Below are 12943 nucleotides of genomic sequence, written 5' to 3'. Positions count from 1 at the left end.
CGGACCTCTAAGAATTCGATAGGGAAACGTTACTTCGGATCTTCGAAATGACCCGCGCCGGCAAAGTTGCCACCGTGGTAGCGCGCGGCAGGCTCATTGGGGTCGAGGGGCGGGAATTTCGCTTCGACTTTTTCCCGGTAATCATCGGCGCTATCCTTTGGCACGTAGCCAATCGAGGAGGCCGTGCGGTTGTCCCACAGCGATTCTCGGTTGGCCGACATGCCATAGACGATCATGTGCGCAACGCGCGGCGCGGTCAGCGAGCGCTCCACCAGTTGAGCAAAGTCGGCGAACGACAACCAGGTCGCCAGCATGCGGCGATCCAAAGGCTCCTCGAACGAGGAGCCAATGCGCAGATTCACCGACTCGACCCCGAACTTGTCCCAGTAATAGCGACCCAGATCCTCGGCAAAGCATTTGCTCACGCCGTACAGGCTGTCGGGACGATGCGCAACAGTGGAGTCGATGGTTTCGGTACGGTCGTAGAAGCCAATGGCATGGTTGGAGCTGGTATAAACCACTCGCTTCACACCATGCTGACGCGCGGCTTCGTAGATGTTGTAGGTGCCGACGATGTTGCCATTGAGGATCGCGGCGAAGGTATTTTCCAGCGGTACACCACCGGCGTGGATGATCGCATCAACACCCTCGGCCAGCGGTAAAACATCGGCCAGGTTGCCCAGATCGCAGCGCACCAGCTCCTCGTGCGGTGCCGCCGCGCCCATGTCAGCGATATCGGTCAGGCGCAGCTCATCGGCGAGGTCCCGCAGGTGCTCGCGCAAGACCTTGCCCAGGCGGCCGGCAGCACCGGTGATCAACAGTCGTTTGAAAGGCTTGCTCATCAGATCAATCTCGAATTAGTCAGTGACTGCAACGCTTAAACCAACAGGGCCAGCGCATCGCGCATCTGCACGATGGCCTGCTCAAGCTTTTGCCGGGACGTTGCGAAAGACAGACGGATGTATGGCTCAAGACCAAACGCAGAGCCCGGAACCGTTGCAACCTTGCCGACCCGCAGCAGGTAGTTGGCGAGATCGGTGTCGGTCTCGATCACTTGCCCATCGGGCGTACGCTTGCCGATAAACGCCGAGCATTTCGGGAAGGCATAGAACGCCCCTTCCGGCATCTGCAATTCCAGTCCGTCGATTGCCGCGAGACCTTCGACGACCATTGCGCCTCGGGCCTGATACTCACGGTTGGCGTCACGCACGAAGTCTTGCGGACCGCTCAACGCTGCCGCGGCTGCCAACTGCGAGATGGCCGAGGGGCATGTTGTGGTCTGCGACTGGGTTTTGTTCATCGCGACGATCAGTTCTTTCGGACCCGCTGCATAACCCAGGCGATAGCCCGTCATGGCGTAGGCCTTGGACACCCCATTGATCAGCAGGGTGCGCTCACGCAACTCAGGGCACGCAATCACAAATGGGACGAAGGGCTTGTCGCCGAGAATGATGTGTTCGTAGATCTCATCGGAGATCACCAGGATCTGCGGATGCTTCTGCAATACGGCACCCAGTGCCGCGAATTCTTCCTGGGTATAAATCGCCCCACAGGGATTGTTCGGCGAGTTGAGCATCAGCCAGCGCGTCTTCGGCGTAATGGCCGCTTCAAGCCGTGCAGCATCGAGCTTGAAACCGAACTCGGAACCACAGGGAATGACCTTCGGTACACCACCGTTGAGCAGCACCATATCGGTGTAGGACACCCAATAAGGCGCAGGCGTGATGACCTCATCCCCTGGTTCCAGGGTTGCCAGAAAGGCATTGAACAACAACTGCTTGGCACCGTTGGCCACGCAGATTTCGTCCAGACCATAGTTCAGATCGTTTTCACGGGAGAACTTGTCGACAATGGCCTGACGCAACACCTCGTAGCCGTTGGGCGCGGTGTAGTGGTTGTTGCCGTCAAGCATGGCCTGGTAGGCCGCTTCGATGACGTGGGCCGGGGTGTTGAAATCCGGCTCGCCCAGGCTGAGGTTGATCACCGGCTCGCCTTGAGCGAGCATTTTCTTGGCCAGGACCGACACCGCCATGCTTGGCGAACTCTTGACCGTCCTGACCCGCGAACTTTGAAATTCCATTACTTGGTCCCCTGCCCGGCCTCATAGCCATAATCGTCACGTGCCTGCTCGGCACTGATGTAGCCAAAGCGCAGATCGCGCTCGACCTCTTCGCGAGGGCGTTGACGCGGATCGCCGTAACCTCCACCGCCCGGCAAGCTGAGAATCAGACGCCGATCCGAAGGCACGAACTGCTGCCCTTTGCCACGCAGCAGCGTGCCATCATCCAGACCGACATAACCCTTGGCGCCCTCCTTGCCCCCCTCAAGACCACGAGCCGGATAAAGAATGCGGTCAAACATGGCGCTGAAGCGGAACGAATAGCCCTCTGCGGCGGACACTTCGATCTCTTGCCCCAATCCACCGCGCAACTGTCCGGCACCGCCAGAGCCATTACGCAGCTCTTTACGCCAGACAATGACCGGCCCGGCATGCTCGGTGGCCTCGACCGGCATGGTGTGCACGCCGCTCGGGAACGCCGTGGCACTCAAACCATCCTTTGCCGCGCGCGCCCCCATACCACCACTGTTGAACATCAGCATCTCGGCATTGCGTCCATCCGGATTGCTTTCCAAAGGACGGACACTCAAATGCAGATTCCACAGCGCACTGGCACCCTCGGCCGGAACCTGCCCGTGCAGGCACTTGTGCAGTGCACCGAGCACCAGATCAGGAACAAAGTGACCGAGCACGTGACGAACCGAAACCGGAGCCGGGTGCTTGGCATTCAGAATGCAACCTTCGGGAGCCACGACATCGAACGGCGCCAGGGACGCGGAGTTGTTCGGGATCTCGGGAGCGACGATGCACTTGAGGCCATAGCAGGCGTAGGCCTTGGCATAGCCCAGCGGTACGTTGATACCGAACTGGCTCATCCCGGAGGTGCCATTGAAATCGGTCAAGATGCCGTCCGGCCCGACCGTCAGCGTCACCGACAAGGTCACTGGAACGTCGTAGCCGTCCAGGGTCATGCTGTTCTGGTAAGTACCATGCGGCAGCGACTTGAAGCACTCCAGCGTCGCACGACGACTGTGCTCAAGGATGAAGCCGCCGATGTGCTCCAGGTCTTCCAGGCGGAACTCTTCAAGCATACTCAACAGGCGCTTGTGGCCAGTCTCGTTGCAGGCTGAAAGCGCATAGAAGTCGCCCACCACCCGATCATTCTCACGCACGTTATTGCGCAAAATGTTGATCAAGTCGCGGTTGACCTTGCCACGCTCGAACAACTTCATGATCGGGATGAACAGGCCTTCTTCGTAGACTTCGCGAGCATCCGGGCCAAAGCCACGGCCGCCGATGTCGACCACGTGAGCAGTGCTGGCGAAGTATCCGATCAGCTTGCCCTTGTAGAACGAGGGCGAAACGATGGTGATGTCATGCAGGTGACCGGTGCCCTTCCACGGGTCGTTGGTCACGTAGACATCACCTTCGAAGATGTTGTCCTGGCCGATTTCATTGATGAAATGCGCCACCGCCTCAGCCATGGTGTTAACGTGCCCGGGGGTACCTGTAACAGCCTGGGCAAGCATGTTGCCGGCACGGTCGAAGACGCCGGCGGACAAGTCGCCGGCTTCACGCACGCTGGTCGAGAACGCGGTGCGGATCAGCGTCAGGGCTTGCTCTTCAACCACCGAAATCAGGCGATTCCACATCACCTGCATTTGAATATCGATCAAGGTATCGCTCATGGGAAAATCGCCTTGTATGCAAGTGACGCTTAGCGTCGAACAACCAGCAGGCAGCCATCAGGCTGGACCGTGGCGGTGAAGGAGGACGACACGAAGGTCGATGTTTCGCGCTCGGCGATGATGGCCGGACCATCGATGCGAGCCCCCGGTTGCAGCTCCTCGCGCTGGAAGATGCCGGCGTCGACGAAACCGCCACTGACAACGTCGAAGACCTCACGACGCGACACCTCGTGGGCGCGGTGCGAAGCGCTGATCTGCTCGACCGGTTGCACCGGCAACAGCGGCGAACTGGCCTTGACCGACCAACTGACGATCTCGACATCCGGACCTTCGATTGGGCGACCGAAGAACTGGGTGTAGGCGGCTTCAAACAGGGCCTTGAACTGCGCGGTGTCGCTGTTGCTGAATGGTTTGAAAGGCAGAGAGACGGGAATTTCCCAGCCTTGGCCGACATATCGCATGAATGCCGTGCATTCCAGCTCTGGCTCGCCTTGAGGCATACCTTGGCGCAGGAAGCCAATGGACTCGGCCGTCATGTCATCGATCAACGCATTAACCTGCGGCGCATCGAACTGCGACAGGCGCACAAACGCACTGCGAACCGCCTCATAGCCGAACGGCGCACGCAGGAAGCCAATGGCCGAACCAACACCCGCGCCTGCCGGCACCAGGAAGCGCGACACGCCCATTTTTTCGCACAGGCGCGCGGCGTGCAGCGGACCACCGCCACCGAATGTGATCATGGTGTATTCGGCGATGTCTTTGCCGCTTTCGACTGCGTGCACACGACCGGCGTTGGCCATGTTCTCATCGACCACTTCACACACGCCGTAGGCAGCGGTGACCGCTTCCATGTTCAGAGGTGCACCAATGACTCGCGCGGTGGCGGAAGCGGCGTTATCGATGGAGAGCCGCATGGCTCCACCGGCGAAGTTGTCCGGATCGAGGCGCCCCAGCAAAAGGTTGGCATCGGTGATGGTTGGCTCCAGGCCGCCACGACCGTAGCACGCCGGACCCGGTTCGGAACCGGCGCTGTGCGGCCCGACCCGAATCTGGCGCATGCTGTCGATGCTGGCAATCGAGCCGCCACCGGCACCGATCTCAACCATCTCCACAACCGGGATCGAGATCGGCATGCCACTGCCCTTCTTGAAGCGGTAGGTCCGCGCAACTTCAAAGGTCTTGGCGGTCTTGGGCACCTGGTTTTCGATCAGGCAAATCTTCGCCGTGGTACCGCCCATATCGAAGGAAACCACCGAATCCAGCGAGTACTTGCGTGCGATATCGGCAGCGAAAATCGCACCACCGGCCGGGCCAGACTCGACCAACCGCACGGGGAACTCTGCCGCACTCTGCACCGAAATAATTCCGCCACCTGAGTGGATCATGAACACCGGACAATCGGCACCGGATTGCTTGAGGGTCACCACCAGGCGATCCAGATAGGACTTGATCAACGGCTTGACGTAAGCATTGGCACAGACGGTATTGAAGCGTTCGAACTCGCGCATCTGCGGCGAAACTTCGCTGGAGATCGACACTGACACCTTTGGCAAGCGGCGCTGCAAAGCATCGCGCAGCAAACGCTCGTGGGCACCGTTGACGTAGCTGTGAATCAGGCCGATCGCGATGCTCTCGTAATTGCCTTCGGCCACTTGCTCAACCAGTGCATCGATATCAGCCTGCTCCGGGGCGATCAACACATCACCGTGTACATCCAGGCGCTCGCGCAGGGTGTAGCGGTGCTCTCGCTCGATCAGCGGCGGCGGCAAGGTGATATTGATGTCGTACTGTTCGAAGCGGTTTTCCGTGCGCATTTCCAGCGTGTCACGAAAACCTTCGGTAGTGATGAATGCAGTCCTGGCCCCGCGTCGCTCGATCAATGCGTTGGTGGCCAGCGTGGTGCCGTGGATCAGTTGATCAATGTCGGACAGCTTCAGGCCGGCGGCCTCGATGACACTTTTCACACCGGTGAGAATGGCGCGCTCTGGCAGCTCATAGTCGGTAAGAATTTTGGTTGAGTGCAATACCCCGCCTACATCAAGCGCGATATCGGTAAAGGTCCCACCTATGTCCACGCCGACCCGGCATGAAGTAGCAGTCATCGTCGTATCCCCTGAAATTCCTGATTTCATGACAAGAGGCAATCAAGCCCGCTTATAATGTAAGTTATATGTTGTCTTACAGGTAGTCAAGCATTGTCACTCAGTATTCGGCTGCTTCAGACACTGATAAAAGTGTCGGCCGGGATCGATGAAATCCCGGCCCTCGGTCATCACCCCTTGGTCTTGACCATACGTCCACCGCCTACCGCTTGAGAGGTCGGGAAAACCTCAAGGCGCGACACATCCACTTGCTGTGGCAGGCTCAGCGCTGCCAACAGCAAGGTCGCGATATCCTCCGGCATGATCGACTCATAGCCATCGTACAATTCGGCGCCAGCGGCCTGCATACCCATGGCGTTTTTGTACAGTTGAGTCTGAACCCGTCCGGGGGCGATTTCCGTCACCCGCACCCCGCTACCGAGCAAGTCGCAGCGCAAGGCGTCGCAGAACAGGCTGATACCAGCCTTGGACGCGCCATAAACCGCAGCGCCTGGATGCGGCGCCCGCCCGGCACTGGAGCCAATAAAGAATAGATGGCCGAAGCCACGCTCGATCATTCCTGGTAACGCCAGGCGCGCCAGATGCAAGGGTGCCTTCAGATTGATATCGAACATGTTGTCGATTTCAGCCGGATCCATCTCCTGGAAGGACGAGCGCGTCGACAGCACCCCGGCGTTGTTGACCAGCACATCCACCGGATAGCGCGCGAGCACCTCTGCGAACGCTTCGACCTGGCGTACATCAGCCTCGACCACTGTCACGCCCGGCTCGGCGCGCAACTCCGCCAGCGCCTCCGGGCTGCGACCAACAGCAATCACCTGCAATCCGGCATCACGCAATGCCAATACCACAGCCTTGCCGATACCGCTGGTGGCGCCCGTTACCAGCGCTCGACGATAAATCGCCGGCACCGACACTGAATCAGGCATAGATGTATCCCCCGCTGACAATCACGTTTTCACCGGTGGCGTAGCTGTTACGACTGCTACCCATCATGACGATCCACTCGGCGATCTCGGCAGGTTCGGCGGCACGTCCCAATGGGTTGGCCGCAGCCAGTTCACCGAGGAAGCCCAACTGCTTAGCGCGTTCGGTGGCAAACCCGGCCGGCGCTACGGAATTGACCAGAATCTGGTCCTTGGCACACGCCTGGGCGAATGACTTGGTCAGACTGACCACAGCGGCTTTGGTCGCGGCGTAGTGGGCGTTTTGCGGGTGGGCTTTGAATGCATCAACCGAAGTGACGTTGACGATGCGACCGGTCACGGCGGGGGCCGCCACATAGGCCTGCATGTGTTTCACCGCGGCGACCATCATGTGGTAAGTGCCTTTGATGTTCACCGCGTTTTCCAGGTCCCATTCCTCGTCAGTTATCTCGAAAATGTCCTTGCGCGGATAAATCGCGGCGCTGTTGACCAGACAATGTACGCGTCCCAGCGCATCGACGATTTGCTGGAAAGCGCCATGAGCGGACGCCTGGCGTGAGATGTCACCCACTGCCGTGGCAACCTCGCAACCATCGGCACGCAAAATCTCCGCTGCTGCTGCCATCAACTGCTCATTTCTATCGATGATGCCGATTTTTCCTGCGCCGCGCTTACGCATCAGCTTGGCCGTTTCCAGCCCAAGACCCGAGGCGCCACCGACGATTACGACCGTTTGCCCATCCATAAAACACCTCCGCGATTAGTCTTTACGTAAGATGCCTGTTGTCTTACATTTGGTCAAACCGAATTTGCCCGACAATAGTCGGCAAGTTCCCAGATCAAGCACACAGGACAGCACAATGCCTGCGGCCGCCGTTTCCGCGAAACCAGTATCCAACAGCGCCCGTGACCGCCTTCTGGATGTGGCGCTGGAACTCTTTGCCACGCGCGGGTACCAGGCCATCGGCCTGCGTGATCTCGCCAGCCAGCTGGGGCTGCATGCGGGCTCGTTGTACAACCATATCGAGAACAAGCAGTGTCTATTGTTTGAACTGATCGAAGGCGCGGTATCCGACCTGTTGACCGATACCAAGCGCCGAATGCGCGGCGCCAGAACTCATCGCGACCGCCTCCAACGCTTTGTGCATGCATTTGTGGTTTTCAATCTGGCCGAGAAGCACCGGCTGCTACTGGTAACCCGAGAGTTCGTCAATTTGAGCGATGAACAACAACAGGAAATCAACCAGCTCAAGAGCAGTTACGCCGCCCTGTTGAAAGCCATCGTTTCCGCGGAATGTGGCGAAACCGGCTGTATCAGTGACCGGACAGGCCTGATCACCGAGGCCGTTATCGGGATGCTCTACGGACAGTCCCTCTGGCAAAGCATTGAAGTCCCGGAGCAAAAACTCACCGATGCCCTGACCCACTTTGTTTTGGGCATCATTACCTGCGGCAAAGACTCAGCGCTCAAGGCATAGTCACCATGCACCCGCTAAGACATGCGCTTCACAACGAACTGCACGCCCGCCCTTCCCTGTACTTCAGCGAGCCGGCCCATGTATTCCATCTGGCCATCATGGGCAGTGAAGCCCAACGACAGGTACTGCTCGACAGTCTATACACCGAGCCAGTTGGTGATGACCTACCCCAAGGCATCATCAGACTCGATGGGCATTGGCTGAAATGGGAGCGACATGCTGAATTCTTTACCCTCACTTACGTCGTCACCGCAACCACGGATAAGCCGGGCTGGAGCTCTTTGCCCGATGCCTTGGCAGCAAAAATCAACCCTTACACGCAGTTGTTGATCAACAGGGTACAAGTTGTTGTTCGCAACAAGCACTCCTGGGAAGGGGATCACACGGAATACGGGTTCAAGGACCCTTGCGGGTCATCCATTGGCGGCGGCGATGCTGCGGTATGGAGCGATTTTCGATTAAACGAATGTGGCGAGAACAGGTTTCTATTCATCAACCATCACCTGAATTCCTACCGACAGGGGCGAATGATTCGCCGACTACTCGAAATCGAAACTTATCGCATGATGGCCTCGCTCTCGCTTCCAGCAGCAAAACAATTGAGTTCGCAACTCGATACTTTCGATGGAACCCTGGCCGAACTGTCGGAGCGCAACGCCGCTCCCGACACGAGCAATGCAAAGGTACTGCTTTCAGAAATTGCAGCGTTGTCGGCACAAGTCGTCAGTCTCTCCGCCAGGCACCGTCACCGCTTCAGTGCCACCCAAGCCTACGCACAGCTCGTATTCGAACGACTGGCAGAACTGCGGGAACATCGCGCGGGTCACTTCCAGCGCCTGGGCATCTTTATCGAGCGGCGCTTCAAACCGACGGTCAGGTACTGTGCCGTGACGGAACAACGACTAGACGTGCTGGCCAAGAGCGTGGCTAACCTGGGTGAACTTTTACAGGCCCGCGTCCAGGTCGAAATGGAGGAGCAGAACGCCGAAATCCTCAAGAGTCTGAACACCCGGGCCGATGCGCAAATCAAGATTCAGCGAGCGGTTGAAGGACTCTCAATTATCGCCATCACATACTACGTGTTGAGCTTGTTGAAACTGCTGTATTCGGGCATCCACGTGCTGGGTGTGAACTGGTCGCCACGATCAGCCGTAATAGTAGTGGCGCCCGTCGCAGCACTCATACTGCTGCAAATATTGATACGGATAAGAACGGTAAAACAGCACTGAACTGGTGACAGACTGACTCTATTTCTGGATTGACAGCAGAAGGGCCTTTTCACCCTTAGGGTTATTGAATCGGTCGACCTGTCACGTTCCGAAGCTCCATGGAGGCCGCGGGTAGCGACCAAGCCATAAAATTACTCCAGGAAGCCGGCATGAAGGCGGGATTCCGGTCTGTCGCCTTTTAACCGAACCATCGGCGGCAGCGATAACCTACCACTACCACTACCAATCACCTGTCGCGCATCGCACTGTGGTGGTCGACATAGGTGGCGGTACGACCGACATCGCGCTCAGGGATGTCGCAAGCTTGAAGCAACATGGGGAATGCCAAAAGGCGGCACAGATGTCGACTTGGGGCTTTCGCTTCGAGCAGTCATGCCGCAATTTGGTAAGGCCGTAAGCGGACTCCTGGCCCCCGTTTACGTGAACGCCGCGATGGTGAGCGATCTAAATCGCCAGGCGGATTTTCGGAAAACCCCTCTCACTAAGATTCCTGAACCATTCCATAGCCGCCTCCTCACACTTCAACGCAACGGCTATACAGTTCGCCTGAACCGCGATGTGAAATGCTCAAGGCATCGCTGACGTGTCTTTCCCAGCAGCCGCACCCGACTTAAAAGATCGCACGTTGATCATCAATGGTGCCTCGAAAGGTTATGCAATGACGGGTTGGCGTCTGGGCTTCGGCGCTGGCCCTAAATGGTTGATAACTGCCATCGGAAAATTGCTCTCGCAAAGCACTACGTGCCCGAGCTCGATCAGCCAAGCGACCGCTGTAGCGGCATTTGATGGCGACCAGACGCCAGTCAAGGCCATGGCGAGGCTCTATAAAGCGCGCCGAGATCTGATGATCAATTTGCTAACAGGTATCCCTAGTCTGACGTACACAGTGCCTGAGGGCACTTTCTACGTGTTCGTGAACGTTCAAGGCCTGCTCGGCAAGAAGACTCCTACTGGCGTCACTTTGGATAGCGACGGGGACGTCGTTCGCTACTGGCTGGAACAGGCTGGTGTGGCCACTGTCTTGGGCGAAGCATACGGGATCAGTCCGTACGTTCGCCTCTCCTTTGCCAGCGGAGAGAAAATGATCGAAGAAGGCTGCGCCAGGATTCGCCAAGCCTGTGAAGCATTGATTTAAACCATAGCGATGGACTGCTTCGAGGGGGCATTTGCCCCGATATTATATTCAACAAAACCCCTGTCGCTGTACAAGCTGCGAGACGGACATGGATACTCGCCTGTTGCGATGATCGAATCGATTCGATCTGGCTCGCTACCGAACCCATGGTCATGCTCGTCAGTACAGAGACAGCTTTGGCACGGGCCGTGGTGGTAGTCGGTGCTGCGCAGTAGCGCTGTGCTTATCTGTTGCGTTTCAGGGGCGGTTTTGATCTTGTGACCCGCGATGCGAGAAAACTCACCACGAGGCGTTAGCGCTCTCTGAAACGGTATTGCTTGCCACGTTGCCAATTTCTGATGTTTAACAAAACATCGAATTAACCCGTTTTAATAACCCAAAACCGCCCAGCTTTCGTGGACTGAGCGGTCTTGGGGCTGTCTTGCGACAACTCGTTCAGGACTGTGCCTCAACCTCCCGGGCACAGCCATTGCGCAACTCTGACGCTAACTTCTGTTCGTCCAGCGCCCCTTCCCACTTGGCAATGAACAGCGTGGCGACACCATTGCCGATGACGTTGATCAACGCCCCACCCTCGGAAATAAACCGGTAGACCCCAAGCACCAACACCAACCCGGCCGCCGGAATCACATCCAGGCTGCCAAGGGTGGCCGCGAGGGTAATGAACGCACCACCGGTGACACTGGCCGCCCCCTTCGAGGTCAGCAGCAGAATCAACAACAACGTGACCTGGTGCCAGAGGTCGAGGGGGATATCCAGCGCCTGGGCGATGAAAATCGCCAATACCGTCATGTTGATACAACTGCCATCGAGGTTGAAGCAGTAACCCGAAGGTACCACCAGCCCCACCACCGACTTCTCACACCCCAGGCGCTCAAGCTTGCCCATCAACCGAGGCAAGGCCGACTCCGAGGATGAGGTACCCAACACCAGAAACAGCTCATCGCGGATGTACTTGAGAAACTGCCACAGGCTGAAACCGGCCAGGCGCGCGACCAGATTAAGAATCACGAACACAAAAAACAGCGCTGTCACGTAGTAGCAGATCAGCAAGTTGCCATACGCCCCCAGGGAGCCGACGCCGTACTTGCCGATGGTAAAGGCCATACCGCCGAAGGCCCCGAGCGGCGAGACATACATCACGATCTTGACCATGCGGAAGAACGCCTGGGCCACCAGATCGATCAGGTTCAGCAGTGGCTTGCCGGCAGCACCGAGCATCTGCAAGGCGAAGGCAAACAGGATGGAAATGAACAGCACCTGGAGAATATCGCCTTCGGCAAACGCGCCAAACACGGTACTGGGCACGATATGGGTGAGAAAGCCCACCACACTCTGTTCATGGGCCAACTTGCTGTAGCTGTCGATGGCATGGCCATCGAGGGTCGCCGGATTGATGTGCATGCCCGTACCAGGCTGCATCAGGTTGACCCCGATCAACCCGATCACCAGCGCCAGGGTGGTCAGCACTTCGAAGTACAGCAACGACTTGAAGCCGACCCGGCCGATGCGCTTGAGGCTCTGCATGCTGGCAATGCCGCTGACCACGGTGCAGAAGATGATCGGTGCAATCAGCATCTTGATCAGCTTGATGAACGTATCGCCCAGGGGCTTCATTTCTTCGCCGAGGCTGGGGTAGAAATGACCGAAGATGATGCCGAGCACAATCGCCAGTAGCACCTGCACATACAGATGGCGGAACACGCGGCGCATCCGTGAATGGTTCGGCTTTTTTTCGGCAATCGAGGGTGTAATTGTTGTTGTCATGATGGCTTCCTCGCAGGCGTGATGCATTTCCCCAGGCAGCGGACCACCCCATCGGTGCACGACCGATCGCCTGGGAAAGAGTGTTTCGGGGGGATGGTTACTTCTGGACGTACTCGGAAATTTCGATCAGGTTGAGATCGGGATCCCGCAGGTATACCGAGCGAATCGGTCCCCTGGCCCCGGTCCGAGCTACCGGGCCGTCGACCAGAGGCCAGTTCACCGCTTTGAGGTGGGCGATGACCTGATCCAGTGGCACGCTGGCAATAACGCACAGGTCCAGGGAACCCGGCACCGGCAGGTGGGCCTTGGGTTCGATTTCATGACCGCGCACATGCATGTTGATTTTCTGGTTGCCGAAGGTGAAGGCCACCCGGCCTTCGCCGAATTTTTCCAGGTGCATGCCCATCACTTCGGTGTAGAAATGAATGGTCGCTTGCGGGTCAGAAGCGGTCACGACGATGTGGTCGACGTGATCAATCATCCCCGCCACCGGGGCGCCTGGCGGTGCGATGGCCGCGGCCACGGTAGGCGTTACCTGCAACAATGCGCCCAGGGA

General features: G+C 57.9%; 12 protein-coding genes. 4 read left to right on the top strand and 8 right to left on the bottom strand.

The genetic code is table 11. The features are described from left to right. Positions 1–29: 29 nt before the first annotated feature. The 6 genes from KW849_RS13755 to KW849_RS13730 form a co-directional block, all read right to left on the bottom strand. Positions 30–842, bottom strand: a complete 813-nt coding sequence (locus KW849_RS13755) for an NAD(P)-dependent oxidoreductase (RefSeq protein WP_108231907.1) — start codon at positions 840–842, stop codon at positions 30–32. A 35-nt stretch (positions 843–877) separates the two neighbouring features. Further along, positions 878–2080 carry a pyridoxal phosphate-dependent aminotransferase gene (locus KW849_RS13750; RefSeq protein ID WP_218429867.1) on the bottom strand — a complete coding sequence of 401 codons (1203 nt, stop codon included), beginning with the start codon at positions 2078–2080 and terminating at the stop codon, positions 878–880. Beyond that, positions 2080–3747 carry a hydantoinase B/oxoprolinase family protein gene (locus KW849_RS13745; protein ID WP_218429866.1) on the bottom strand — a complete coding sequence of 556 codons (1668 nt, stop codon included), beginning with the start codon at positions 3745–3747 and terminating at the stop codon, positions 2080–2082. Before KW849_RS13745 ends, KW849_RS13750 begins: the two co-directional genes overlap by 1 nt. A 29-nt stretch (positions 3748–3776) precedes the next feature. Beyond that, entirely contained in the window at positions 3777–5852 is a 2076-nt protein-coding gene (locus KW849_RS13740) for a hydantoinase/oxoprolinase family protein (RefSeq protein ID WP_218429865.1), read from the bottom strand. A 170-nt stretch (positions 5853–6022) separates the two neighbouring features. Further along, on the bottom strand, positions 6023–6781 hold the full coding sequence (locus KW849_RS13735) for an SDR family oxidoreductase (RefSeq protein ID WP_218429864.1): 759 nt from the start codon (positions 6779–6781) through the stop codon (positions 6023–6025). Continuing rightward, entirely contained in the window at positions 6774–7523 is a 750-nt protein-coding gene (locus tag KW849_RS13730; protein WP_218429863.1) for an SDR family NAD(P)-dependent oxidoreductase, read from the bottom strand. The genes KW849_RS13735 and KW849_RS13730 overlap by 8 nt, the downstream gene beginning before the upstream one ends. A gap of 115 nt (positions 7524–7638) precedes the next feature. Here KW849_RS13730 and KW849_RS13725 point away from each other — a divergent pair, with 115 nt between their 5' ends. From KW849_RS13725 to KW849_RS13710, 4 genes are all read left to right on the top strand, one after another. Beyond that, positions 7639–8256, top strand: a complete 618-nt coding sequence (locus KW849_RS13725; protein WP_218429862.1) for a TetR/AcrR family transcriptional regulator — start codon at positions 7639–7641, stop codon at positions 8254–8256. A gap of 5 nt (positions 8257–8261) precedes the next feature. Then, positions 8262–9485, top strand: coding sequence for a DUF3422 domain-containing protein (locus KW849_RS13720; RefSeq protein WP_218429861.1), 1224 nt, complete (start codon positions 8262–8264; stop codon positions 9483–9485). Between the two features lie 130 nt (positions 9486–9615). Further along, a complete protein-coding gene (locus tag KW849_RS31865) occupies positions 9616–9882 on the top strand; it encodes an Hsp70 family protein (protein WP_141249770.1) in 267 nt (88 codons plus the stop codon). A gap of 186 nt (positions 9883–10068) precedes the next feature. After that, positions 10069–10620 (top strand): aminotransferase class I/II-fold pyridoxal phosphate-dependent enzyme, encoded by a 552-nt coding sequence (locus KW849_RS13710; RefSeq protein WP_371319138.1) that lies wholly within the window; start codon positions 10069–10071, stop codon positions 10618–10620. A 435-nt stretch (positions 10621–11055) separates the two neighbouring features. Here the strand turns inward: KW849_RS13710 and KW849_RS13705 are convergent, their stop codons facing one another. Both KW849_RS13705 and KW849_RS13700 read right to left on the bottom strand, forming a co-directional pair. Continuing rightward, positions 11056–12387 carry a dicarboxylate/amino acid:cation symporter gene (locus KW849_RS13705; protein WP_095966554.1) on the bottom strand — a complete coding sequence of 444 codons (1332 nt, stop codon included), beginning with the start codon at positions 12385–12387 and terminating at the stop codon, positions 11056–11058. 97 nt (positions 12388–12484) lie between these two features. Continuing rightward, the gene (locus KW849_RS13700) at positions 12485–12868 is read right to left on the bottom strand and encodes a VOC family protein (RefSeq protein ID WP_218430068.1); all 384 of its coding nucleotides are present in this window, start codon (positions 12866–12868) and stop codon (positions 12485–12487) included. Positions 12869–12943: the final 75 nt, after the last annotated feature.

It is taken from the genome of Pseudomonas sp. PDM26, from assembly GCF_019219185.1.
GTDB lineage: Bacteria > Pseudomonadota > Gammaproteobacteria > Pseudomonadales > Pseudomonadaceae > Aquipseudomonas.
Note: the sequence above shows the minus strand (reverse complement) of the source record. Positions and strands in the feature narration are given on the sequence as shown.

Excerpts from the sequence above, each read along its gene's own strand:
- KW849_RS13755 (WP_108231907.1), bottom strand. The coding sequence starts at position 842 with ATGAGCAAGCCTTTCAAACGACTGTTGATCACCGGTGCTGCCGGCCGC.
- KW849_RS13750 (WP_218429867.1), bottom strand. The coding sequence starts at position 2,080 with ATGGAATTTCAAAGTTCGCGGGTCAGGACGGTCAAGAGTTCGCCAAGC.
- KW849_RS13745 (WP_218429866.1), bottom strand. The coding sequence starts at position 3,747 with ATGAGCGATACCTTGATCGATATTCAAATGCAGGTGATGTGGAATCGC.
- KW849_RS13740 (WP_218429865.1), bottom strand. The coding sequence starts at position 5,852 with ATGACTGCTACTTCATGCCGGGTCGGCGTGGACATAGGTGGGACCTTT.
- KW849_RS13735 (WP_218429864.1), bottom strand. The coding sequence starts at position 6,781 with ATGCCTGATTCAGTGTCGGTGCCGGCGATTTATCGTCGAGCGCTGGTA.
- KW849_RS13730 (WP_218429863.1), bottom strand. The coding sequence starts at position 7,523 with ATGGATGGGCAAACGGTCGTAATCGTCGGTGGCGCCTCGGGTCTTGGG.
- KW849_RS13725 (WP_218429862.1), top strand. The coding sequence starts at position 7,639 with ATGCCTGCGGCCGCCGTTTCCGCGAAACCAGTATCCAACAGCGCCCGT.
- KW849_RS13720 (WP_218429861.1), top strand. The coding sequence starts at position 8,262 with ATGCACCCGCTAAGACATGCGCTTCACAACGAACTGCACGCCCGCCCT.
- KW849_RS13705 (WP_095966554.1), bottom strand. The coding sequence starts at position 12,387 with ATGACAACAACAATTACACCCTCGATTGCCGAAAAAAAGCCGAACCAT.
- KW849_RS13700 (WP_218430068.1), bottom strand. The coding sequence starts at position 12,868 with ATGATTGATCACGTCGACCACATCGTCGTGACCGCTTCTGACCCGCAA.